The organism is Campylobacter sp. IFREMER_LSEM_CL1085 (assembly GCF_025772235.1).
GTDB classification, from domain to species: domain Bacteria; phylum Campylobacterota; class Campylobacteria; order Campylobacterales; family Campylobacteraceae; genus Campylobacter_D; species Campylobacter_D lari_D.
Genome location: NZ_JAKMRU010000007.1, coordinates 1 through 24,385, shown reverse-complemented (window position 1 = coordinate 24,385; position 24,385 = coordinate 1). Strand labels below are relative to the sequence as shown.

Annotated in this window: 24 protein-coding genes and 2 pseudogenes; 18 read left to right on the top strand and 8 right to left on the bottom strand. The window is 30.7% G+C overall.

Annotated elements, in window-relative coordinates; translation table 11 throughout:
- The first annotated feature begins 19 nt into the window (after positions 1-19).
- The 3 genes from L8W56_RS04095 to L8W56_RS04085 all read left to right on the top strand — a co-directional run bounded on the left by L8W56_RS04095 (position 20) and on the right by L8W56_RS04085 (position 4,771).
- Positions 20-991: a catalase gene (locus L8W56_RS04095; protein ID WP_263659516.1), complete on the top strand. Its 972-nt coding sequence runs from the start codon at positions 20-22 to the stop codon at positions 989-991.
- Positions 992-1,088: 97 nt separating this feature from the next.
- Positions 1,089-4,352: a carbamoyl-phosphate synthase large subunit gene (gene carB, locus L8W56_RS04090; RefSeq protein WP_263659515.1), complete on the top strand. Its 3,264-nt coding sequence runs from the start codon at positions 1,089-1,091 to the stop codon at positions 4,350-4,352.
- On the top strand, positions 4,349-4,771 hold the full coding sequence (locus L8W56_RS04085) for a Sua5 YciO YrdC YwlC family protein (RefSeq protein WP_263659514.1): 423 nt from the start codon (positions 4,349-4,351) through the stop codon (positions 4,769-4,771). The genes carB and L8W56_RS04085 overlap by 4 nt, the downstream gene beginning before the upstream one ends.
- Here the strand turns inward: L8W56_RS04085 and L8W56_RS04080 are convergent.
- Positions 4,768-5,802, bottom strand: coding sequence for an isoaspartyl peptidase/L-asparaginase family protein (locus tag L8W56_RS04080; protein WP_263659513.1), 1,035 nt, complete (start codon positions 5,800-5,802; stop codon positions 4,768-4,770). The genes L8W56_RS04085 and L8W56_RS04080 overlap by 4 nt on opposite strands.
- Before the next feature lie 189 nt (positions 5,803-5,991).
- Here L8W56_RS04080 and L8W56_RS08860 point away from each other — a divergent pair.
- The 5 genes and pseudogenes from L8W56_RS08860 to bioD all read left to right on the top strand — a co-directional run.
- A pseudogene (locus tag L8W56_RS08860) lies at positions 5,992-6,768 on the top strand (cache domain-containing protein); the annotation flags it as partial.
- 21 nt (positions 6,769-6,789) lie between these two features.
- Positions 6,790-7,983 carry a methyl-accepting chemotaxis protein gene (locus L8W56_RS08855; RefSeq protein ID WP_404842198.1) on the top strand — a complete coding sequence of 398 codons (1,194 nt, stop codon included), beginning with the start codon at positions 6,790-6,792 and terminating at the stop codon, positions 7,981-7,983.
- A gap of 63 nt (positions 7,984-8,046) precedes the next feature.
- Entirely contained in the window at positions 8,047-8,394 is a 348-nt protein-coding gene (locus L8W56_RS04065) for a DMT family transporter (RefSeq protein WP_087699708.1), read from the top strand.
- Positions 8,394-8,708: a DMT family transporter gene (locus tag L8W56_RS04060; RefSeq protein WP_087699706.1), complete on the top strand. Its 315-nt coding sequence runs from the start codon at positions 8,394-8,396 to the stop codon at positions 8,706-8,708. The genes L8W56_RS04065 and L8W56_RS04060 overlap by 1 nt, the downstream gene beginning before the upstream one ends.
- A gap of 7 nt (positions 8,709-8,715) precedes the next feature.
- Positions 8,716-9,288 (top strand): dethiobiotin synthase, encoded by a 573-nt coding sequence (bioD, locus tag L8W56_RS04055; protein WP_263659512.1) that lies wholly within the window; start codon positions 8,716-8,718, stop codon positions 9,286-9,288.
- On the opposite strand, the gene L8W56_RS04050 is transcribed toward bioD, so the two are convergent.
- Positions 9,262-10,530, bottom strand: coding sequence for an adenosylmethionine--8-amino-7-oxononanoate transaminase (locus L8W56_RS04050; protein ID WP_263659511.1), 1,269 nt, complete (start codon positions 10,528-10,530; stop codon positions 9,262-9,264). The genes bioD and L8W56_RS04050 overlap by 27 nt on opposite strands.
- Before the next feature lie 129 nt (positions 10,531-10,659).
- Between L8W56_RS04050 and L8W56_RS04045 the strand changes: the two genes are divergently transcribed.
- Genes L8W56_RS04045 through L8W56_RS04030 form a run of 4 tightly spaced genes read left to right on the top strand, consistent with a single transcriptional unit; the run spans position 10,660 to position 13,494 of the window.
- Complete coding sequence (locus tag L8W56_RS04045) at positions 10,660-11,064, top strand: tetratricopeptide repeat protein (RefSeq protein ID WP_220566565.1); 405 nt, start codon at positions 10,660-10,662, stop codon at positions 11,062-11,064.
- Entirely contained in the window at positions 11,064-12,188 is a 1,125-nt protein-coding gene (locus L8W56_RS04040; protein WP_263659510.1) for an aminotransferase class I/II-fold pyridoxal phosphate-dependent enzyme, read from the top strand. The genes L8W56_RS04045 and L8W56_RS04040 overlap by 1 nt, the downstream gene beginning before the upstream one ends.
- The gene (locus L8W56_RS04035; protein WP_263659509.1) at positions 12,185-12,811 is read left to right on the top strand and encodes a pimeloyl-ACP methyl esterase BioG family protein; all 627 of its coding nucleotides are present in this window, start codon (positions 12,185-12,187) and stop codon (positions 12,809-12,811) included. The genes L8W56_RS04040 and L8W56_RS04035 overlap by 4 nt, the downstream gene beginning before the upstream one ends.
- Entirely contained in the window at positions 12,796-13,494 is a 699-nt protein-coding gene (locus L8W56_RS04030; RefSeq protein ID WP_263659508.1) for a methyltransferase domain-containing protein, read from the top strand. The genes L8W56_RS04035 and L8W56_RS04030 overlap by 16 nt, the downstream gene beginning before the upstream one ends.
- A gap of 3 nt (positions 13,495-13,497) precedes the next feature.
- Here the strand turns inward: L8W56_RS04030 and L8W56_RS04025 are convergent, their stop codons facing one another.
- The 5 genes and pseudogenes from L8W56_RS04025 to surE form a co-directional block, all read right to left on the bottom strand.
- Positions 13,498-14,319: a CPBP family intramembrane glutamic endopeptidase gene (locus L8W56_RS04025; protein WP_263659507.1), complete on the bottom strand. Its 822-nt coding sequence runs from the start codon at positions 14,317-14,319 to the stop codon at positions 13,498-13,500.
- Positions 14,320-14,332: 13 nt separating this feature from the next.
- Positions 14,333-14,639 (bottom strand): annotated as a pseudogene (locus L8W56_RS04020) (hypothetical protein); the annotation flags it as partial.
- A complete protein-coding gene (locus L8W56_RS04015) occupies positions 14,629-15,084 on the bottom strand; it encodes a GNAT family N-acetyltransferase (protein ID WP_263659506.1) in 456 nt (151 codons plus the stop codon). The pseudogene L8W56_RS04020 and the gene L8W56_RS04015, both read right to left, overlap by 11 nt.
- The gene (locus L8W56_RS04010; protein ID WP_220566570.1) at positions 15,068-15,721 is read right to left on the bottom strand and encodes a ThiF family adenylyltransferase; all 654 of its coding nucleotides are present in this window, start codon (positions 15,719-15,721) and stop codon (positions 15,068-15,070) included. Before L8W56_RS04010 ends, L8W56_RS04015 begins: the two co-directional genes overlap by 17 nt.
- A complete protein-coding gene (surE, locus tag L8W56_RS04005; RefSeq protein WP_133319525.1) occupies positions 15,714-16,487 on the bottom strand; it encodes a 5'/3'-nucleotidase SurE in 774 nt (257 codons plus the stop codon). The genes L8W56_RS04010 and surE overlap by 8 nt, the downstream gene beginning before the upstream one ends.
- 121 nt (positions 16,488-16,608) lie before the next feature.
- Here surE and pepE point away from each other — a divergent pair, with 121 nt between their 5' ends.
- Positions 16,609-17,313: a dipeptidase PepE gene (pepE, locus tag L8W56_RS04000; RefSeq protein ID WP_263659505.1), complete on the top strand. Its 705-nt coding sequence runs from the start codon at positions 16,609-16,611 to the stop codon at positions 17,311-17,313.
- 9 nt (positions 17,314-17,322) lie between these two features.
- A complete protein-coding gene (gene dcuC, locus L8W56_RS03995; protein ID WP_263659504.1) occupies positions 17,323-18,615 on the top strand; it encodes a C4-dicarboxylate transporter DcuC in 1,293 nt (430 codons plus the stop codon).
- 24 nt (positions 18,616-18,639) lie between these two features.
- Here the strand turns inward: dcuC and pepT are convergent, their stop codons facing one another.
- Entirely contained in the window at positions 18,640-19,866 is a 1,227-nt protein-coding gene (pepT, locus tag L8W56_RS03990) for a peptidase T (protein WP_133319528.1), read from the bottom strand.
- A 156-nt stretch (positions 19,867-20,022) separates the two neighbouring features.
- Between pepT and L8W56_RS03985 the strand changes: the two genes are divergently transcribed.
- From L8W56_RS03985 to L8W56_RS03970, 4 genes are all read left to right on the top strand, one after another.
- Positions 20,023-20,829 carry a cytolethal distending toxin subunit A/C gene (locus L8W56_RS03985; protein WP_133319529.1) on the top strand — a complete coding sequence of 269 codons (807 nt, stop codon included), beginning with the start codon at positions 20,023-20,025 and terminating at the stop codon, positions 20,827-20,829.
- Between the two features lie 2 nt (positions 20,830-20,831).
- Positions 20,832-21,635: a cytolethal distending toxin subunit B family protein gene (locus tag L8W56_RS03980; RefSeq protein WP_133319572.1), complete on the top strand. Its 804-nt coding sequence runs from the start codon at positions 20,832-20,834 to the stop codon at positions 21,633-21,635.
- A 9-nt stretch (positions 21,636-21,644) separates the two neighbouring features.
- A complete protein-coding gene (locus tag L8W56_RS03975; RefSeq protein WP_133319530.1) occupies positions 21,645-22,217 on the top strand; it encodes a cytolethal distending toxin subunit A in 573 nt (190 codons plus the stop codon).
- 78 nt (positions 22,218-22,295) lie between these two features.
- A partial coding sequence (locus tag L8W56_RS03970; RefSeq protein ID WP_263659503.1) for a DEAD/DEAH box helicase family protein occupies positions 22,296-24,385 on the top strand: 2,090 nt, incomplete at its 3' end.

Below are 24,385 nucleotides of genomic sequence, written 5' to 3'. Positions count from 1 at the left end.
TAAAAATTTAGGAGATTAAATGAAAAAATATATCAGTAGTTGTTTAGCTTTTTGCTGTTTAAGTGGTGCTATTTATGCAAATGAAGTGGAATATGATGCACAAAAAATAGCAGATATTTTTTATCAACTTAATGCTGATCCTAAAAATCCAAAAGCAAAAGTTAATCATGCAAAAGGCTTTTGTGCTATGGGAACTTTTGAGCCAGCTTTGTCTATTAATAAAGAAGTTGATGTGCCTTTGTTAACACAAAAAAGTTTGCCAATCCAAGTAAGATATTCTTTGGGTGGAGCTTTTAAAGATGATAAAAGCAAAACAAGAGGTATGGCTATTAGAATTACTGATCCTAAAGATTCTGCTTCTTGGACTATGGTTATGCTAAATACAGAAATAAATTTCGCAAAAAATCCTAAAGAATTCGGTCAGTTTTTTGAAATGAGACTTCCTGTAAATGGTAAAGTCGATCAAGAAAAAATAAGCAAGATGATGCAAGAGGTTGATTCTTATAGAAATTTTGCTACATATACTGATAAAATTGGCATTAGTAAAAGTGTAGCAAATACTCCATTTTTTAGTATTCATACTTTTTATTTTAAACAAGCAAACGGAGAAAACTATTTACCAGCAAGATGGAAATTAGTTCCAAGTGAAGGTGTGGCATATTTAAATGAAGCACAAATGAAAAGTGCGAGTAGTGATTTTTTAAAAGAAGATTTCCAAAATCGTGTAAAAGCTAATAAGCCGGTTGAGTATAAAATGTATTTAGTATATGCAAATAAAAATGATATTACCAATGAAACAACGGCTTTATGGAGCGGTAAGCACAAAGAAAGTCTAGTTGGGACTTTTAAGGTTAATGCCTTGAGCGATGAAGATTGTAATTTTGATGTATATTTTCCTTCGGATGTACCTCAAGGGGTTAATCCACCACAAGATCCTTTATTTGATGTAAGAAATGAAGCTTATGCTATAACTTTTGGTAAGCGTCAATAAAATTTAGCTCTTTAAGAGCTAAATTCTTTGTTAAATTCAACTTCTAAAAAACTTATATTTGTTATAATTTGGCTAAAAATTCAGCTTAGGAAAATACATGCCAAAAAGAACAGATATAAAAAATATATTATTAATAGGCAGTGGGCCTATCATTATAGGTCAAGCTTGTGAGTTTGATTACTCAGGAACTCAAGCGGCAAAAACTTTAAAAGAGCTAGGTTATAGAGTAGTTTTGATCAATTCTAATCCGGCTACGATTATGACAGATCCTGAATTTGCTGATGCAACTTATATAGAACCAATTACCAAAGAAAGTATTCTAAGTATTATCAAAAAAGAAAAAATCGATGCGATTTTACCTACTATGGGTGGCCAAGTTGCTTTGAATGTTGCTATGGAAGTTTATGAAAGTGGCGAGCTTGCAGATATAAAATTTTTAGGTGCAAATCCTGAAGCGATTAAAAAAGGCGAAGACAGACAAGTTTTTAAAGAATGCATGAAAAAAATTGGCATGGATTTACCAAAATCTATGTATGCGTATAATTATGAAGAGGCTTTAAAAGCTGTTGATGAGATTGGCTTTCCTTTGATGATTAGAGCTTCTTTTACCTTAGGTGGTGCAGGAAGTGGCGTGGTATATAATATGGATGAGTTTGCAGAACTTGCAAATACTGCTTTAGCGCTAAGCCCTATCCATGAAATTTTAATCGAAGAAAGCTTGCTTGGTTGGAAAGAATACGAAATGGAGGTCATTAGAGATAAAAATGACAATTGTATTATCGTTTGCTCTATTGAAAATGTCGATCCTATGGGAGTTCATACAGGCGATTCTATTACTATAGCTCCTGCTTTAACTTTGACTGATAAAGAATACCAAGCGATGCGTAATGCTTCTTTTGCTATTTTAAGAGAAATTGGAGTAGATACAGGTGGATCAAATGTGCAATTTGCTATCAATCCAACTAATGGTAGAATGATAGTTATTGAAATGAATCCTAGGGTTTCAAGATCTTCAGCCCTAGCTAGTAAAGCTACGGGCTATCCTATAGCTAAGGTAGCTACGCTTTTAGCAGTTGGATTTAGTTTAGATGAGATTAAAAATGATATCACAGGAACTCCTGCTTCATTTGAACCGGTAATTGATTATATCGTAACTAAAATTCCTCGTTTTACTTTTGAAAAATTTCCAAATGCAAGCACAGAGCTTGGCACTGCTATGAAAAGCGTGGGTGAGGTTATGGCTATAGGGAGAACTTTTAAAGAAAGCATTCAAAAAGCACTTTGCTCACTTGAGAGAAATTTAAGCGGGTTTGATACTATAGAATGTGATAAAAATGAGCTTTTGGCAAAAATTCGCCAAGCTAATGAAAAACGCTTGCTTTATATAGCACAAGCTTTTAGAGAAGGTTTTAACACACAAGAGCTTTTTGAGCTTTGCAAAATAGATCCTTGGTTTTTAAATCAAATCAAAGAAATAGTGGAATTTGAAAATCAAATAGATATGGATATTTTAAGTAATAAGCAACTATTAAGAAAAACCAAAACCTTAGGTTTTTCAGATAAAAAAATCGCTAGCTTGATTAATCAAAAAGATAATCTTGAGTTAAGCCAAAATGATATTTATTATGCAAGAATTAAACATAAAATCATCGCTCAATATAGTGAAGTAGATACTTGTGCAGGAGAATTTGAAGCACTGACCCCGTATTTATACTCAAGTATTAATACAAATGAAGCTACGCAAGTAAAAGAAAGTAAAGATAAAAAAGATAAAAAAGTGATGATTATAGGTGGTGGACCAAACCGCATAGGACAAGGCATTGAGTTTGATTATGCTTGTGTGCATGCTTCTTTTGCTCTAAAAGATATGGGTGTAAAAACTATAATGTATAATTGTAACCCAGAAACGGTTTCAACAGATTATGATACAAGCGATATTTTGTATTTTGAGCCAATTGATTTTGAGCATTTAAGAGCGGTTATTGATAGAGAAAGACCCGATGGAGTGATAGTGCATTTTGGTGGTCAAACTCCGCTTAAATTTGCAAAACGCCTTAGTGCTTTTGGGGCAAAGATTATAGGAACAAGTGCAAGGGTAATAGATTTAGCTGAAGATAGAAAGAAATTTGCTAAATTTATTGAAGATCTAGGTATAAATCAACCTAAAAATGGCACAGCCATAAGTGTAGAAGAAGCGATTATAAAAGCAAATGAGATAGGTTATCCTGTGCTTGTTAGACCAAGTTATGTTTTAGGTGGTCGTGCAATGCGTGTAGTGCATGATGAGAGTGAGCTTAGACTTTATATGCAAGAAGCAGTAGATGTGAGTGATAAATCTCCGGTATTAATCGATCAGTTTTTAGATAATGCAACTGAGCTTGATGTAGATGCGATAAGTGATGGAAAAGAAGTTTATGTAGCAGGTATTATGGAGCATATTGAAGAAGCAGGAATTCACTCAGGCGATAGCGCTTGCTCTTTACCTGCTGTAAATATTGATGAAGCTATGCTTGAAATGATTGAGCAAAAAACAAAAGATATTGCTTTAAATTTAGGTGTAGTAGGGCTTTTAAATATACAATTTGCTATTTATGATAATAAACTTTATATGATAGAAGTAAATCCAAGAGCTAGTAGAACTGTGCCTTTTGTGAGCAAAGCTACAGGAATTCCTTTAGCTAAGGTTGCAACGCGCGTGATGTGGCAAGGAAATTTAAGAGAAAGCTTGAAATTTTATGACACCTTTAAAGTAGTAGAGGAAAAAAACGGAATTTTAAGAGCTAAAAAGTCAAAACATATTAGTGTAAAATCAGTGGTATTTCCTTTTGCTAAACTTAGCGGAAGCGATCTTGAGCTTGGACCTGAAATGCGCTCAACCGGTGAAGTCATGGGGGTAAGTAAAGATTTTGATAACTCTTATGCAAAAAGCCAACTTGCTTCTTCAAATTTCTTACCAGAAAGTGGTAATGTGTTTTTATCGTTAAGAGAGCAAGATAAAAAATATGCAGTAGATTTAGCTAATGAGTATATTAAGCTAGGATTTAAAATCATTGCTACGAGTGGAACTTATAAAGTTTTACAAGAAGCGGGCTTGGAATGTGAGTTTGTGCATAAAATTTCTGAAGGACGCCCGAATGTAGAGGATAAATTAAAAAATTCTCAAATTCAACTTGCTATAAATACTAGCGATGAGCATAGTTTTAAAGGCGACACTAAAAAAATTAGAGCAAATATTTTACGCTTTAAAATCCCATATTTTACAAATCTAAGAGCAGCTTATGCGGGGATTAAAGCTATCAAAGCTATACAAAATAAATCATGTCTTGAAGTAAAGAGCTTACAAGAATACTTAAAAACATGATTTATCTTGCTCAAACTGATACAACAGCAGGGTTTTTAAGTAAGGACTTAAAAGCCCTTAATACTTTAAAAAAAAGGCCCTTAAAGAAAGATTGTTTAATTACTACGGCTAAATTTAGTGAGCTTAAAAAACTTACAAGAGTGCCAAATTATTTTAAAAATACTATTAGAAAATCCAAAAAAACTACTTTTTTATATCCTAATTCTAAAGCAATACGCGTTGTGAAAGATTGCACTCATGAGGAATTTTTAAAAAAGTTTGATTGGCTTTATTCTACTTCTGCAAATCTTCATGGAAAAAAATTTGATCTAAATTGGGCTATGCAAAATGCAGATAAAATAGTAGATGAAAAGTTTTTTGAAAGTGGAGCCTCAAAGATTTTTAAACTTCGAGGCATTAAAAAAGTTAAACTGCGTTAATTTCCAAGCGGCCAAAATACTTTTGGCTCTTCGCCGATTTTTGCTTGTCCATGATACATTCCAAGCTTATCTTTAGTCCAAGCATAACCAACTTTTCCATTTTTATCTATTGAAATAATTCCGCCTGTACCACCAAGTTTTGCAACTTGTTTGATAGTTTCTTGGGCTGCTTTTTGCACTGAAAGTTTTTTGTATTTGTATAAAGACGCAACTTCATGAGCTGCAGCTACTCTTATGTAAATGTCACCTGTTCCTGTGCAAGAAATTGCTACTGAGTCATTATTTGCATAATTTCCTGCTCCTATGATAGGAGAATCCCCAATGCGTCCTGTCATTTTATTTGTAGTGCCACCTGTGCTTGTACCTGCTGCTAGGTTGCCGTTTTTATCTAAAGCTATTGCACCTACTGTGCCTAAATATGGCTCGGTGCTTACACCAAGATGGGCTTTTGCCTTATCACTATCTAATAAAACTTCCTTGCTTTTTTTAGCTTCTTGAAGTTGTTTGTATCTGTGCTCTGTAAAGAAGTATTTTTGTCCTACTATTTCTAAGCCATGTTTTTTGGCTAATTTATCAGCACCCTCGCCCGCTATTAAAGTATGGGGTGTTTTTTCCATAACAAGTCTTGCTGCTTCTATAGGATTTTTAATCGTCCTAGCCATAGCAACTGCACCTGCTTTTAAATTTTTTCCATCCATTATAGATGCATCAAGCTCATTAAATCCATCAGAGGTAAAAACAGCACCTTTCCCAGCATTAAATTCAGGACTATCTTCCATTACTTTAATAGCGGCTATAACAGCATCAACCGAGCTTCCTCCTTTTTCAAGTATGCTTTGACCTGCTTTTAAAGATTCTTTCATTACCTTTTCTCTTTTGGCAAATTCTTCTTTGGTAAGTCCTAAGCCACTTGTTCCACCATGTATAACGATGATAGGTTCAAAATCTTTTGCAAAGACATTATTGCTTAGTAAAAATATTAAACTAGTTAATGTCAATAAAATTCTTTTACTACAGGTTAAAAATTTCATTATTTACTCCTTTTTTAAAATTATTTATTATATTTAATAAAAATTAAATATAACTAAAATTTAATTAATAAATGAGTATTTTTAGGACAAAAATTCTACTTTTTATTTTTATAGGTGTTATTTTTGAAAAATTTTTTAGAAATTAATTAAAATGTTTTTATATTTATTGCAAAATTAGGAGGTATTTTAATGTTTAAAACTATTGTAGCTAAGAAAATATCATTTTTCACAGCTTTGATTTTGGTTGTTGGATTTGGTATTTTTGTTGGACTAAATTATTATTCGTCTAAAACGGATATTCTTCAAAGTATTGTAAGTGGAAAGCAAGAAAGTGTTAAAAATGGAAAAAATTTTTCAGATTTATACTTCAATACCAAGATAGAGAATATTAAAAAAATCGCTGCAAATATTATTGAACATAAAAATGTAAGTGAGGAATATATTGGTTCTTTTTTAGAAAAGATGTTTGGTTTTTATTCTTTTAATGCTATTTATGTTGGGTATGAAAAAGATGGTAGCTTAATTGATGTAGATATTAATTCTAAAGGAAAACATTTTATTTTAAATCAAGAAAAAGATGGTTTTGATGCTAGAGAACGCGTGTGGTATCAAAATGCAAAAAATAAAAATAAGGTAAGCATTTCAGAACCTTTTTTAGATGTCGTAACTAAAAAAATAGCTTTGTCAGTGTCAATTCCGATTGTTATTGATGGGAAATTTTATGGAGTTTTAGCAGGTGAGTTTTTTCTAGATGATATACGCAATGCTTTTGGAAGATTAAAAACTACTGCAAGTAATAATGTGTTTTTAATCAATGAAAGAAAGGAAATGATAGCTCATTCTTCTGCTAATATAGATTTTTATGAAGACAATGAAGTTAAAGAAGTGTTAAAAAATTTTGTTAATGTTGCAAGTGTAACTCCAAATGAAACTACTGATTTGATTTTGTATAAACTTAAAGGTCAAGAACGCTTAGCTGTATGTATTATGGGAGAAAATTCTTTAACTTTGTGTTCTTCTAATGCTTTGAGTGATTATGATGAGGTTTTAAACGGACTTTTAATTACCCAAGTTATATTTGGTGTGATTTTTGTCCTTGTTATTATCGTTATTTTGGGTGGTATGATAGAGCATTTTCTTAAGAAAATTATATTTATTAAAGAAGCTTTAGAAGATTTTTTTGAAAGTTTAAACTACAAAGGCGATATGAAAGATATAGATTTAAATATCAAAGGAAATGATGAATTTGCTATTATTGGTAAAGAAATCAATAATGGTATAAAAAATATCCAAAAGAATTTAAAGCAAGATAAGAAGGCTGTATTTGAAAGTGTTCAAAAGTTGAAAGAGATAGAGCTTGGAGATTTATCTGTTAGAATTGATAATGATCCTATAAACCCTCAACTAATAGAGTTAAAAAATGTATTAAATGAATTACTTGATATTTTAGAAGAGAAAATAGGATCAAACATCAACGAGCTTGATAGAGTGCTTGAAAGTTATAAGGCTTTAGATTTTTCAACACAGGTTGAAAATGCAAAAGGAAGTGTAGAAATAACAACAAATGTTTTAGGTTCAGAAATCAAAAAGATGTTGATTTCTTCTTCTAAATTTGCACATAAACTAACTATACAATGTGAAAAACTAGAAGAATTTATGCAAAAACTTGTTGATGGAACTTATTCTCAATCAAATTCTTTGGAAAAATCCATAAAAGCAGTAGAGCAAATAAACATTTCTATGCAAAATGTTGGAGGTAAAACTACAGAGGTTGTTTCTCAAGCTGAAAATATTAAAGAAGTAGTAAATGTGATCAAGGACATAGCAGAACAAACAAATTTATTAGCATTAAATGCTGCCATAGAAGCTGCTCGTGCGGGCGAACATGGCAGAGGTTTTGCTGTGGTTGCTGATGAGGTGCGTCATTTGGCTGAAAAGACAGAAAGAAGTTTAGGTGAGATAGAAGCTAATGTAAATATTTTAGTTCAAAGTGTTAATGATGTTTCTATATCAATGCATGAACAAACTCAAAGTATTTCACAAATCAATGATGCGATAATTCAACTAGAAGATGTCACAAAAGAAAATGTAAAAATAGCTAATTTTACTAATGAAACTACTAAAGAAGTAGGGGATATTTCTCAAGATATATTAAAAGAGGTAGAAAGTAAGAAAATTTAATACCAAGGAGCTTATTATTTTGTAATTTTGGTTATAATTTGCACTTTTAAAAAAAGGTAGATTATGATTGAAAGAACAAAAATAAGCTCTAATTTTGGTTGGTTTATGGTAATTTTAGGTGGTTTGGTTGAGTGTTTTTGGGTAAGTGGTTTAAAATACTCTACTGAAATTTGGCATTATGCTTTAACAGCCATTGGAGTTTGTATATCTTTTACATGTTTTTTAAAAGCTTGTGAAAGACTTGAAGTAAGTATTGCTTATAGTGTTTTTGTAGGTATTGGCACGGTTGGAGTGGTGCTTAATGAGATGTTTATTTTCAATGAGCCAAGCTCTATTACCAAGCTTACTTTAATAGCCATTTTGCTTTTAAGCATCATAGGCCTTAAAATCATTAGCAAGGAAGCTAAATAATGGAATGGTTCTTTTTGTTTTTGGCGACTGCTTTTGAAATTTTTGGCGTGATTATCATGAAACAACTTGTAAGCACTAAAAATAAGCTTTATCTTTTAGCTTTGATAGTGTGTTTTGCTTTTTCATTTGGATTTTTAAGCCTTAGTATGCAAAGTATTGCTATGAGTGTGGCTTATTCTATATGGACAGGAGCTGGAACTGCAGGCGGGGTTATCATAGGGGTGCTTTTTTATAAAGAAAGCAAAAGCTTTTTAAAGCTTTTTTTGATTGCTCTTATCATTGCTTGCACCGTGGGTTTAAAAATACTTTCATAGGTTTAAAATGAAAATATACATTAGCGGTATAGACACAGATGTTGGTAAAACTTATCTAAGTGCTAGAATTTGTAAAGAATTGGGTTTTGATTATTTTAAGCTTATCCAAGCAGGCACGCCAAAAGATAGTGAGGTAGTAGCTGAGTTTAGCCTAAAAACTAAGATTTTCAAAGAAGGTGTGTTTTTACAAACTCCTGCTTCACCGCACAAAGGTAGGATTTTAGAGAATTTAAATTATAAAGCCTTTGATATACAAATTCCACAAAGTGATAAACTCATCATCGAGCTAGCTGGCGGGCTTTTTTCGCCCCTTGATGATGAAAAAACAATGATTGATTATATGAGTGCGTTTAAGCACCCTACGATTTTAGTCGCAAAAGACTATCTAGGAAGTATCAATCACACACTTTTAAGCATAGAAGCACTAAAACAAAGAGATATTAAAATCCTTGCTTTAATCTTAAAAACTCAAGATACTTTTAGCAAGGATTTTATAAGCAATTACGCTAAAATTCCTATCATAGAATTTGATGATAAAGTGTGTGAAAAACTTTCAAAAATCCTTGAAAATCTCTCTTAAAGACTGCACTATATAAGCAATTTCATCTTCATTTATAACATATGGTGGCATGAAATAAATTGTATTTCCAAGTGGTCTTAAAAGCAAGCCTTTTTCTAAGGCTCTTTGAAAGACTTCAAGTCCTGCTCTTTGATATTTGCTTTTTTGTATATCAAATGCACTTACCATGCCTAAATTTCTAAAATTTCCTAAAAAGTCAAATTCTTTTAAACTCTCCCATTGAGTTTTTATAAAAGCACTTTTGATTTTATTTTTTGTGATGATATTTTCTTTTTCAAAAATATCCAAAGTCGCATTAGCCGCTGCACAAGCTAGGGCATTACCCGTGTAAGAGTGAGAGTGTAAAAAGGCCTTTTGGCTCTCATAGCTATCATAAAATTTCTCATAAATTTCATCTTTAGTAAGCACCACTGAAAGCGGTAAATACCCACCCGTGATAGCTTTAGAAAGACATATATAATCAATGCTTTGTGAGCAATAATCAAGCGCAAACATTTCCCCTGTGCGTCCAAAACCTGTGGCTATCTCATCAAATATCACTTGCACGCCATAATCTTTAGCAAGTTTAACTGCCTCATCTAAATACCCAAGCTCATACATATGCATATTGCCCGCACATTGAAGTAAAGGTTCAAGTATAAAAGCACAAATTTCATGATGATGATTTTTTAAAATGCTTTCTAGAATTTCGAGTTCTTTTGTATAGTCCTTGCTTGTTGGCACAGGCGTTGTGACACTTTTTAAAAGTAAAGGCTCATAGGTTTTTTTATAAAGCGCTACATCGCCAACGCTTAATGCACCTAAGGTTTCTCCATGGTAAGAATTGCTAAGCGATAAGAATTTATCCTTTTTAGAGCCATTGTTTAAGTGGTATTGAAAGCTCATTTTTAAAGCCACTTCTATGGCTGAACTACCATTGTCTGCAAAAAAGCATTTATCAAAAGGTAAAAGCTCACAAAGTCTTTGTGAAAGCTTTATGATAGGCTCATGTGAAAAGCCTGCAAGCAAGACATGTTCTAAATTTTGAAGTTGATCTTTGATTTTTTCATTGATATATTCATTACAATGGCCAAAGATATTTACCCACCAAGAGCTAATGCAGTCTATGTAGGATTTTTCATCAAAATCATACAAATACACTCCCTTAGCCTTTTTTATAGGTATTAAAGGTAAAAACTCATGATCGCTCATTTGCGTGCAAGGGTGCCAAATGTGTTTTAAGTCTAGTTCTTTTAAATTCATTTTTACTTCTTTGATTTTTATTACTAATAATACTACAATTTTTACTCAAATTTATGCTTTAAAATGAAAAAGGATTATTTAGAAAATATTTATATAATTAGTTTTTTATCTTGAATTTGGAGATAAAGTATGAAAAAAGTATTGATTATCTTGGCGATTTTATTTTTAAATTTTGCATACTCGCAAGAGGATTTGGTTGAAAAAGGAATTAAAGCCTATGAAAATGGTGATTATGTAAAAGCTGAAAAATATCTTAGAAAAGCTTGTGATTTAAATAGTGGAAATGGCTGTGCTAATCTTGGTTTCATGTATGCAAATGGACAAGGTGTAAAAAAGGATAATTTTAAAGCAGCAGAATTATATCAAAAAGCATGCGACTTAAATAATGGAAATGGCTGTTTTAATCTCGGAGCTATATATGCACTTGGAAAAGGCGTTAGAAAAGACACTTCTAAGGCTTTAGAATATTTTGGTAAAGCTTGTGATTTAAAAGATGATTTAGGTTGTCAAGCTTACGCAAGGCTTAAACAATAATGCAAATTGCACAAATTTTAGATGAGTTAAAACAACAAGATAATTTTAGAATTCTACGCTCATTAAAACATGAGGGAAAATATGTCGTTTATAATGGGCAAAAAATGCTAAATTTAGCAAGCAATGATTATCTAAATTTAAGCAATGAAAAAGCATTAAAACAAGATTTTTTAACACATTTAAAAGAATTTGAATTTTCTAGTTCAAGTTCAAGAAGCTTGAGTGGAAATTATGCTATTTTTGATGAATTTGAAAGCTTTTTAGAAGCTAAATTAGGCAGAAAAATCTTGCATTTTAACAACGGCTATGCCTTAAATGTTAGCTGTTTGCAAGCTTTAGCAAGCATTAAAAATACTTTATTTTTAGCAGATAAGCAAGTGCATGCAAGTATTATTGATGGTTTAAGGCTTGGTGGGGCTAAATTTATAAGATTTAAACACAATGATATAAAGCATTTACAAAGCTTAGTGCAAAAGCATTATAAAGAATTTGAAAATATCATCATCGTAAGTGAAGCACTATTTAGCATGGATGGAGATTTTGCGCCTATAAAAGAATTCATAAATTTAAAAAAAGAGTTTAAAAATATCAAAATTTATATTGACGAAGCTCATAGCATAGGTTGTTTTGGAGATGATGGTTTGGGTTATGTGAAATTTTTAGGCTTAGAAAAAGAAGTGGATTTTTTAGTTTTTACCTTTGGTAAGGCCATAGCTTCCATGGGAGCTTGCATGATAAGTAATGAAAAAGATTTTTTTATCAACAAAGCAAGAGCTTTTATATACTCAACTGCTATTGCGCCTATCAATGTAGCTTGGACTTTACATGTTTTTAAGCATTTGCATGAATTTAATGCTCAAAGAAAAAAGCTTTTAGAGTTAAGCACTTGGTTTAAAAATGCTTTAGCAAGTAAAGGTGCAGTTTTAGGCGAGGCTTATGTGATATCTTTTATTTTAGGGCAAAATGCACTAGCTAGTGAAATTTCACAAAAGCTTTTAGAAAATGGTATTTTTGCACCTGCTATTAAAGAGCCAACCGTAGCTAAAAATACAGCTAGAATTCGCTTTTCTTTGCATACTGGTTTAGTGAAAAAAGACTTAAAAAAGGTTTTGGAGGTATTTTGAAAACTCATTTTTTACATGAAAATGCAAATTCATCTGAGTTGATTTTATTTTTTTCAGGGTTTTGCTCGCATTTTAGCCATTTTACGCATTTAAAAAGTGATGTAAATGTTTTAATGGTGTATGATTATACGAGTTTTGGTTGGGAATTTGATCTTAATAAATTTGAAAAAATCACTCTTGTTGGCTTTTCTATGGGAGTTTGCATAGCGAGTAAAATTTTAAAAGATATGAAATTTGATAAAAAAATAGCCATAAATGGCACAAATTTACCTATAAATGATGAATTTGGGATTAAAAAAGCCATTTTTAAACTTACGATAAAAAGATTTGCTTTAGAGGATTTTAAAGCAAATTTGCTTGAAAAAAGAATGAGTTTAAGTGATGAATTTTACTTTGAAAAAAACGAGTATTTAAAAGCAGAACTTTTAAGTTTATATGAGTTTTGCACTAAAAACTTAAATGAAAATTTCACTTGGGATAAAGCCATAATTAGCAAAGAGGATAAAATCTTTCCACCAAAGCATGTTTTAAATTTTTTCAAAGAAAAGGCAATGTTTATCGATGAGCCACATTTTGCATTTTTTAAATACCACACTTGGGAAGAGCTTTGCAAACTTTCATAAGAGCAAAAGATACTTATAGCGCAAATACACCAGTGCAAAAAGACATGGTTAAAGAGCTTTGTAAAATGCTTAGTGAGAATGATTTGAGCGATTTTAAAGCGGTATTTGAGTTTGGCTGTGGAGTAGGGGTTTTTAGTAAGGCTTTGCAAGAGTGTATTAAATTTAAGCATTATTTTTTAAATGATATTTATCCTTTTGAAAATCCTTGTAAGTTTGATGAATTTGGTGTTTTTGATATGAATGAACTTAAAAATCATCATTTTTATACGAAAAAATTTGATCTTATAGCTTCCAATGCTTGTATGCAGTGGCTAAAGATAGATGAGCTTTTAGAAAATTTTGCAAGCATGCTAAATAAAAATGGGATTTTGCTTTTTTCTACTTTTGGAGAAAAAAATTTCACTCAAATAAAACAAAGCACTAATTTATCACTTGAGTATTTAACTTTAGAGCAAATTAGGCAAAAGCTTTCTAAAAATTTTAAGATCATAAAAACAAAAGAAGAGTTAAAAGAGTTAAAATTTGATCATACTTTGGAACTTTTTAGGCATTTGAAATTAAGCGGAGTAAATGCTTTGAGTGATAAATTTTTTATAAGCAAGGCATTTTTAAAAAACTATGAAAAAGAATTTCAAAATACCTTGACTTATCATCCTTTATTTTTTCTAGTTAGAAAACTATAATCGCTAATGTTTTAAGTAAAATGGATAGGTAAAAAATATCAAATGGATTAAATTTAATCCATAGTGAAACAATACGCTCATCCATAAGCTTTTTGAGTGTTTATAAGCTAAGCCATAAATCACGCCTGCAACACTAGCAAATACAATCATCAAAACACCGCTTTTATAATGCACTAATCCAAAAGTTATGCTTGCGATTAATAAAGCAAGATTGGGGTGAATAAATTGTGTAAGTCTTTGTTGGAGATAACCTCTAAAAAAAGCTTCTTCTACTAAAGCAACTAACAAAAGATTTGAAAATAAAAAATATAAAATCCATGATGGTATGCTTATTTCTAGTTTGATAACACCCAAATACCAAGGCACGCACAGCAAAAGAATAGGAGATAAAAGCAATAAGCTCCATTTTAGCACTGAAGCTTTGGTGTAGTTTGTGTTTTTAAATAAAATAGGAAAAAGTATAAAAAGTATAAAAACCCCTAGTGGCTTGTCAATACTAAAGTAAAGATTAAAAGGTGCGCTATTTGTGCTTGCATAAACTTGATCTAAAACTTTGATGTTATTTACACCAGGGATAAAATGAAGAAATAAAGCTAAAGCATAGATAAATAATGCTATTTCTAATATGAAAATTTTTTTATACTGATACAATATAGCCGTTATAAAAACTAATACATTAATCACTATAAAAGTTATATCTATAATTTTAAATACATATCCCAACAAGACTGAAAAGAGTAAAAAAATATACGAAATTTTGACTTTATCAAATGAAAGTAATATCAAAGAAATAGCCAAAAAAAGATGAGTGCTTAAAGCTAACATATAAAATCCTTGTTTATAATTGATCTAGATATAGTTTTACTACTTCTTCTCTTAGGTAAAGCTTTTTTAATCATTTACATTTATATATTTAAGACAAAAGCGTAAATTTTGTTACTTTTTATAAAACCTACAATTTGTCTATATTGTTTTAAATTCCAGTTTGTGTTTTTACTTAGCTTGATGATATTTATAATTTTTATCTTTGTAGTGAAAAATTTATTATTATCTTTTATAATACCTTTATTGAGTGTAATTAAGACATTAAAAATTTTAAAGTAGAAGCAGATAAAATGCATTTTGTTTGCTTTTTTAAAATCGTTTTATTTTCTTTTTCATGAAAAAATTTTTTAATTCTTGTTGATCTCTTATAGCAATGTTTTCTTTGATGATTTTAAATCCTGCTTTTAAAAAGAAATTTTTAGCACTAAGGCTAGCAAAAGTATAAATTTCACTATAAGGGTAGTTTTTAAGAGCAAATTCCAATAAAGCTTTACCATAACCTTGATGAGCATAGTTTGCATGAGTAAAGCAAAGATCGAGTGTTTTTTCTTCTAAATTTATATTTATAAAAGATACAATTTGGCCTTTTTCTTCATAAATAAAACCTAGCTGATTTTGAAATTTTTCTTCCCAAGCTTTTTGGTTTATATTAATCCAAGCACGAATTTGTTCTTTTGTATAATCATTTTTACAAAGAATGGATACGCTTTGCTTAAAAAGCTTGATACAAGGAGCTAAGTCTTTTATATCAAGCTTTCTTATCAAGCACTTTCCTTAAAGCCAAAGAAGCTAGAGCAAGTCCAAAAGAAGCTGTTACACCCATAAATGAGCCAAGATCTTTACAATGGGCTTCTTCATCTGAAAATACCACATCAAAATCCCCTTTAAAGCCTGATTTTCTAAGTTCATAGCGGAATTTTTTAGCTAAAGCATCGCCATGTGTTTTAAATATGCTTGTCGTTTTAATACGCGTTGGATCAAGCTTTCTAGCTCCACCGGTTGATGAGATAAAAATTTGCTTTTTCAAATCAAGTAAATTAGCCAAAGCAACCTTAGCAGGTATATCATCAATCGCATCGATGATAAGATCAAATTCACTCAAATTAAAACTTTTCAAAAACTCATCATCGATTTTACTGACTATACCTTTAGCATTGTAAATACGCTCAAAAACCTTAGCTTTTTCTTCGCCTATATTTTCACTATGAAGCTGGCGGTTTTGATTAGTAGTTTCAAATTTATCCGCATCAATTAAAGTTAGATTACTAAAGCCACTTCTAAAAAGCGCATCAACACAAATTCCACCAACTCCACCAAGTCCACAAACTAAAACTTTAGTGTTTTGAATTTTGATAAAATTCTCTTCATTAATAAGCCATTTTATACGCGTGTATCTATCCATTTTTCATCCATTTTTTGAGATTTTTCATTTGTTTATAAGCTGTTAGATCAAGCATTATAGGGGTTATTGTGGCATAGCCTTGTTTTAAAAGTGCTATGTCTGAATCTTTTTCATTTTCATGATCAAGATTAGCAGCAGCTAGCCAGTAGTATTCTACACCTCTTGGATTTGTATTTGAGTGTGCTTTATAGCTATAAATTCTTTTACCTGCTTTGCAAATTTTTAAGCCTTGAAAGGCTGTTTTGCTAGAAGGAAAGTTGATATTTAAAAATTCTTTTTTATCTAAAGGAAAGCCTTTTTCAAAGATATTTTTGACTATTTTTTTAGTAAGTTTTAAAGCAAGTTTATAATCAAGCTCTTTTTGATTATCTTTGTAAAATTGCGATAAAGCAATGGCGGGAATTCCATGAAGTACTGCTTCCATAGCACCTGCGCAAGTTCCTGAGTAGGTTATATCCTCGCCTACATTAGCACCTTTGTTAATTCCACTTATGACAAGATCAGGCAAACGCTTTTTATATAAAGCATGTAAAGCTAGATAAATACAATCTGCAGGCGTGCCATCATCAAGCTTGTAAAATCTTTTACCAACCTTATGAAATCTCAAAGGCTTAGTTAGTGTTATGGAGTGTGAGCATGCTGATTTTTCACTAGCAGGAGCTACTATGGTAATTTTAGCTTTAAAATGCTTTCTTAGCATTTTTATAAGCTTTTTTAAACCCTCACTTTCATAGCCATCATCGTTTGTTATTAAAATTTCTTTCATGTTTTTTCCTTTTTTTAAATTCTAACACAAGTAATACAATATTTTTTTATTACTAAATTGTTTTTTCATTTTTTAAATATTAAAATTATAGTTTTGATTAATTTTTTTAAAGGAAAGAATGATGTCAAAACTTTTACTTTTTAGTGCTTCTGGCTATAAAGATAGTGCTTATTTAAGTCATACTAGAGAATTTATAGATGATTTTTTAAAAGAAAATTCCATGAAAGATGAAGAAATTCTTTTTATACCTTATGCAGGTGTTAGAAGGACTTATGATGCTTATGAAGCTAGGGTAAAAGAAGGCTTGAAAAAAGATAATATCAAATCTTTACACCATTTTGAAAATTTAAAAGAAGCGATTTTAAATGCAAGGGTTTTTTTAGTAGGTGGTGGCAATAGTTTTATGCTTTTGCATAAATTATATGAAAACGATTTGCTTGAAGTGTTAAAAGAGTGTATTGAAAAAGGGGCTTGTTATATAGGTTGGAGTGCAGGTTCTAACATAGCAGGCCTTAGCATAAAAACAACTAATGATATGCCTATTGTTATGCCAAAAAGTTTTGATAGTTTAGGGGTTTTTCCTTGTCAAATCAACCCACATTTTATTGGCGGGAAAATTCCTGGACACAACGGAGAAAGTAGAGAAGAGCGTTTGGAAGAGTTTTTATTAACTAATCCAAAAGACATTGTTTATGCTATACCGGAGGGTTCTGCATTAAAAGTGCAAGATGATAGCTTAAAAATCATAGGTTATCATGATGTGTTAAAGCTAAGTCATCCTTTTAATGTAGAATATTTAAAAGTCAATCAAATAACTAAAATCTAAAGGAGAAAAATGCAAACTTTTTATCTTTTAGCTGCGATTTTTGGTATTGTGGCTGTGGTTTATTTGCTTATTAAAAAAGTAGAAACAAAAACAGCTTTAATTAGTGTTGGTTTTATTTTATGTTTGATTTCACTTAAGCCCATTGAAGCTTTGAGTGCTTTTACACATGCTATGGTGCAACCTGCTTTGATTAAGGCAATTTGTGCGAGTATGGGCTTTGCTTTTGTGATGAAAGTGACTAAATGTGATAAACATTTGGTTAAAATACTTACAACACCTTTGAAAAATGTAGGATTTTTCTTAATCCCACTTGCTTTTATGGTGACTTTTTTTATCGCTATAGCTATACCTTCAGCGGCAGGATGTTCAGCTGCAGTTGGTGCGACTTTAATACCACTTTTAATGGCTTCGGGTATAAAACCTGCCATGGCAGCAGCAACAGTGCTTTGTGGAACTATAGGAGGAATTTTAAGTCCAGGTGTTTCTCATACGGCTTTGATTTCTGGAATTTCAGGGAAAAATATACAAGAAATTGTTTTAACTCAAACTCCAAATGCATTAACAGCAGGAGTGATAGTGATGATTTCTTTGATGATTATGGCAGTGATTTTTAAAGATTATCAAAAAGGGCAAGTTTTTGAAGTGGCTAATCAAAACAAGACTGAAGATAATATTGAAAAAGTAAATGTATTTTATGCACTTATGCCTTTAGTGCCTTTAATTGTGCTAATCATAGGCGCAAGTCCTTTAAATGATTATGAGTTTTTAACATGGACAAAACAAGTTGGAGTTGCTGAAGCCATGCTTTTAGGGGCGATTATAGCTTTGGTGGTAACTATGAGTAAGCCTGATAATATTTTTAAAGAGTTTTTCAATGGCATGGGAAAATCTTATGCAGAGATTATAGGGATTATCATAGCTGCTAGTGTTTTTGTTGCGGGTTTAAAAGCATGCGGTGTAATTGATATTATCATAGAATGGCTTAAAAATGAACAGCATTATGTGCGTTTTGGTGGAACTTTTATACCATTTTTAATGGCTATGATTACAGGTAGCGGTGATGCTGCTGCTATGGCATTTAACAAGGCTGTAACTATTCATGCTCAAGATCTTGGTTTTGATCAAGTTAAACTTGGTACTGCAGTGGCAATGTCAGCAGTGCTTGGAAGATACCTTTCGCCTATTTTAGGAGCTTGTATCATCGTTTCAGCTATAGCCGGGGTTAGTCCTTTAGAAATTGTTAAAAGAACTGCTTTGGGTTGTGTTGTTTCGGTGGTTGTAATTGCTTTTGTGTTATTATAATTTTAAGCCTTAAAAGGCTTAAATTTATTTTGCGGCTAGAATGATGATTTCTTGTATAACTTTGCTTGCTGCTTTTAAAGATTTAACAGGTAAATACTCATAAATAGAGTGAAAATTATGTGCTCCAGTAAAGATATTTGGACAAGGTAGGCCTTTTTCCGAAAGCACCGCTCCATCGTATCCTCCACGCATAGGAATGATTTTAGTTTTGATATTTAAATTTTCATAAGCTTGTAAAGCAAGTTTAATAGGCAAAGATTTGGTTGTTTTTAGACTATTAAAGACATTTTTATAACGATCGTTAAGTTTAATGTTAATTCTTTCTTCTCCATATAGCTTTTTAAAACTATCGTTTAAATCTTGTAAAAATTGCATTCTTTGTTTGTATTTTTCATCATCAAATTCTCTAATATCTATTTTTAAAATAGTTTTAGCGCTATTTCCCTTGAGTTCTTTAACCCAAAAATATCCTTCTTTATTTTCTGTGTATTCAGGTGCTTCGCCATTTGGAAGCATAGAGATAAATTTATGTGCTAAAAGTAAAGAATTAACTAATTTTCCTTTAGCACTCATAGGATGAGCAGATTTTCCTATAAATTCTACTTCACAATCTCCTGCATTCCAATTTTCATAAATAAACTCTCCTATCTCGCAACAATCTAAACAATATCCAAAATCAGCATTAATTTCTTTTATATCAAAAGCTTTTGCCCCTCTTAAACCTTGTTCTTCATCAGGTAAAAAGCAAGCATAAATATCACCATGCTTAATATCAGGATTTTTAACAAAAAATTCAAGCATATCCATAATAGCTGCAATAGCTGCTTTATCATCAGCTCCAAGCAAGCTTGTGCCATCAGTGTGGATAATATCATCTCCTATGTAGTTTTTAAGCTCTTTAAATTCACTTTCTTTCAAATAAAGATCTAAGTTTTTATTTAAACATATATCCCCACCTTGATACTTAGTGATTTGTGCTTTGGTATCATTAGTTTGTTCCATACTTGTATCTAAATGCGCAAAAAAGGCTATTTTAGGAGCATTTGGAGTGTTTGCTGGTAAAAGAGCTGTGGTAATGGTGTTTTCTCTTCTTTTGATGTCCTTTAAACCTAGTTCTTGTAATTCTTTTTCAAGTAATTTTGCAAGCTCCATTTGATTAGGGCTTGATGGCATAATGCCTTTGGCGCCATTTTCTCTACTTGTAGTGGTATTAATCTTAGTGTAATTTATAAATCTTTGTACAATATCCATAATTTTTCCTTTTTAGATTAAAATTAATAAAATTATAACAATTCATTTTTAAAATATTTGATTAATCTAAGAAGATTTTATTAAATGATATTTTCTATCAAAATTTATTTAAAATTATGATAATATATTTAAATTTACATTTTTTAAGGAGAGAATATGCAAAAACTTAGATTTATGATGATATTGAGTGTATTTATAACTTTTTTTGTTGGATGTTCTTCTAAAGAAATCAATCCTTTAGGGCGTTCTTTTGGGGAATTTAGCGATGGAGATCCTTTGAAAATAGGTAAAAATCCAACTCCACCGGCTAAACAAAAAACACCAACTTTAGTGGAAGGTAAGAAAATCCCAGCTATACCACTTGAGCCACCTCTTATGAAAGTCAATACTTTTAAAGGAGATAATGCTGTAAAAGGACCATTACCAAGGCTTACATCAAGCAATGGATTTACTTCAAATGCTTTGTATGAAAATATAGGATTTGTAAGCGATTTTGTAACTATTATGAACCCAAATGGAGCTGCATTAACGGTTTGGGCTTTAAATCCAGGCAATTGGATATGGGGGTATAATTTATTTGATAGTAAATCTTTTGGTGATGCAAGAGTGTGGCAACTCATTGAATTTCCAAATAATACTGTGATGATTAAAAATGCAAAAACTTTAACTTGCTTAAATGCTTATGGTAATGGTATAGTACATTATCCTTGCGATCAGACAAATTTTGCACAATTTTGGAGATTATATCCTATGAGCAATGGTGCTTATCAAATTCAAAATTTTGCAACACAACAATGTATACAAACGACAGTTGGAAATGTAATGGAGGAATTTTATTTTGACTATTATAGTATTTATTTGACACCTTGTTTGAAATCAAAAGAAAAAAATTTAGATAGACAATGGAGCATTAGTGCGCCTGCTTTTCAAACAAGATCGCCTTATGCTTATACGGGAGAGTGATGATGAAAAAGATAGTATTTTTGATTTTTAGTTTTAATTTATTATTTGCTGCTTTGGAAAATTATAATAGCGGTACTTGGAATTTACAAGGTGCATCAGCTTCTACCGAAAGTAAGTGGAATATTAGTATAAGACAGCTTGTAACCGGTGCTAATCCTATGGATATTTTGGCTGTTCAAGAAGCAGGAGTTTTACCAAGTACTGCTATAATGACGCCAAGACAAGTTCAACCCGTGGGAGTTGGCATTCCTATTCATGAGTATGAGTGGAATTTGGGCTCATCAAGTCGTCCAAATTCAGTTTATATATACTACTCAAGAGTTGATGTTGGGGCAAATCGCGTAAATATGGCTATTGTGAGTAGAACGCGAGCTGATGAGGTGATAGTTTTACCGCCTCCAACCGTTGCTTCAAGGCCTATTATAGGAATTCGTATAGGAAATGATGCGTTTTTTAGCATACACGCTTTATCAAGAGGTGGTAATGATGCAGGGGCTATTATAAGTGCTGTGGATATGCACTTTAGGAATATGCCACAGGTTAATTGGATGATTTTAGGGGATTTCAACAGACCTCCTGGGACTATTGTAAATTTAATTGATCCGGATTTAAGATCTCGCATTAATATAGTCGCACCTCCTTCTTTTACACAAACAGGTGGCAATACAATTGATTATGCGATTACGGGAAATTCAAGCACTACATCTTTATATAGTCCGCCTAGAATTCTTGCAATCTTAGCTGTAGCAGGACTTAGGACTTTTTTAGCTTCGGATCATTTTCCTGTAAATTTTAGAAGACCTTAGGAGAAGATGATGAGAAAAATTTGTATTTTATTTTGCTTTATTTTAAGTTTTTTAAAAGCTGAAGTTTTATTTGATGATTTAGAAGATTTTACACCTATGTTCGCGATAAGATCTTTAGAAACAGGAATTTCACTTAGTCCTTTTAGATATAGCTCTGAAAAACTAGAAGAGCAAAATTGGTTTTTAAAAGAGATAATTCTTAGCGATGCGTTAAAACAAAAAGATAGATATGCCGTGCAACGCCCTTTTGGCTATGTGCAGTTTATAAACCCTAGAGGTGCTGATGTGTGTTTAGCTGTCTTAAGTGAAAAATCTTTTGGAGTGAAATCTTGCAAGCAAGATTTACAAGATGGGCAAATGCAAACGGTTTTTTCTATCATGCCTACTACAAGTTCAGCTGTACAAATTAGATCTTTAACTCATGGCGGGGTAAAATGCATGAGTACCTTTTATGAAGCGCGCGTACCTATAGAAAATCGTTTTGGCTTAGATGATTGCACTGTAAATCCTTCTGTGCCGATAGAGTTAAAAGAGTTATTTTTCTTTGCTCCTGCTATTGTTGAAGCAACTCCGATTTATTAAATTTAACCCGCTTTTGCGGGTTTAAACTCTAAGTTAAAATTTGTTAGAATGTCTTTTTAGTTTTTGTTAGGGAAAAAAATGATTTTTGAAAAACAAGAATATCAAGAAAAGTGCATAAACAACATCATAGAGCTTTTAAAAGATTTTGATTTTAAAAAACAAGATAATTTAAAAGAATGTTTGCAAGAATTTTATAAAACCACAATCTTGCCGGTACAAAATATCACCGATAAGTTAAATTTAGATGTTTTAATGGAAACAGGTACAGGAAAAACCTTTACTTATCTAAATTTGATTTTTGAGCTTAACAAAATTTACAAACAAAATAAATTCATTATTTTTGTTCCAAGAAAAGCAATTTTAGAAAGCGTAAAGCAAAACATAGATCTTACTAGAGAATATTTTTATGTGCAGTATAAAAAACACATAAAAGCTTATTTTTATACAGATGCAAAAAGCCAAAATTCTATCATCAGTCATTATATAAAAAATCAAGATGAGCTTTCAGTGTTGATTTTAACAAATAGTGCTATAGATAAAAAAGATAATATATTAAACAAAAACAATGAAAATTTATTTAATTCAAAAAGTATTTTTGAAAATATCATAGATCTAAAGCCTATTAGTATTATAGATGAACCACATTTGCTTAAAGGTAAAGCCTTTAATGAGTATTTTTCTAGATTAAATTCTATTTATTTTCGTTTTGGAGCTACTTTTCCAAAAGAAAAAGATTATGAGCTTAGCAATTTAGTATATTGTCTTGATTCTATATCGGCATTTAAAGAATATCTTGTAAAGCAAGTTAGAGTAAGTTCTTTAGGAACTCAAAATAAAAATATTTTTTTAAAAGAATATAAAAGAGATTTAGTTACTTTTACTTATTTTTCAAATGGCATAGAACAAGAAATAAAAATCAAAAAAGGCGATAGTTGTCAAATTTTAAATAATGCTATTTTAAAAAGTGTAAAAGAAAATAAAGCGTATTTTGATAATGATATTATCATAGAAAAAAAAGAAAGTTATGTTTTAAGTGAAGAAGAAATCACAGGGCTTTTGCAAAATGCTATTAATTTACACTTTGAAAAAGAAGAAAAATTATTTAAACAAAATATTAAAGCATTAAGCTTATTTTTTATACCAAATATTTTAGATTTTAGAGGCGATAATCCTTTTATAAAAAATAAATTTGAAGAGCTTTATAAAGAAAAAAGAAAACAAATACTTGAAACTAAAATAGACAAATCTTATAGAGAATATTTGGAAAAAGATTTTGATGAAGATGGAAATTTAAAAGTCCATCAAGGTTATTTTAGTGGCGATAAAGGGAGTGCTGATGAAAAAGAAGCTTACGGGGTTAAACTTATTTTAGAAGATAAAGAAAAATTACTTTCATTTGACACTTCTTTGCGTTTTATTTTTAGTGTTTGGGCTTTGCAAGAAGGCTGGGATAATCCAAATATTTTTACCCTTACCAAACTTTCAAATTCTTCTTCGCAAATTAGCATACACCAACAAGTTGGTCGTGGACTTAGACTTTGTGTAAATGATAAAGGCAAAAGAATTACCCATAGTTATTTAGATTTTAATGATAGCAAATTTTATGATATTAATTATCTTGATATTTTAGTTAGTGCAAGAGAATTTAACTATATAGAAAATTTGCAAAAGGAAATTACAAATTCTAGTTTTGCTTTTGATAATAAAATATTAGAAAAAAGTTTTTTAGAAAATCTTTTGAATATAGATTTAGCTAATGATTTGGTCTATATTTTAAAAAAATTAAAATTAATCACTTACAATGAAGAACAAAGTAATTATGAAATAATATCTCCTATATATGAAAACATAAAAGATAATGATGAGATTAAAGAACTTCTAGGTGATAAATTTGAAGTTTTATTAAAAATTCTTAATGAAAACTCCCAAAATAAATACAAGCAAATCATAAATGCAAACAAAGAAAATAAAAAAATAAAAATAAATTCAAATCTAGCTAAAGATTTTAAAGAGCTTTGGGATATTATAAATAAAAAAGCAAATATAGTTTATAAAAATATAAAAGAAAATGAACTTATAGAAACAATAGCAAAAGAATTTAACGCTTTAAAAATAGAAAAAGAAATTTTGTATTATGAAAAGAAAGTTTTTAACGCACAAGAAAATAC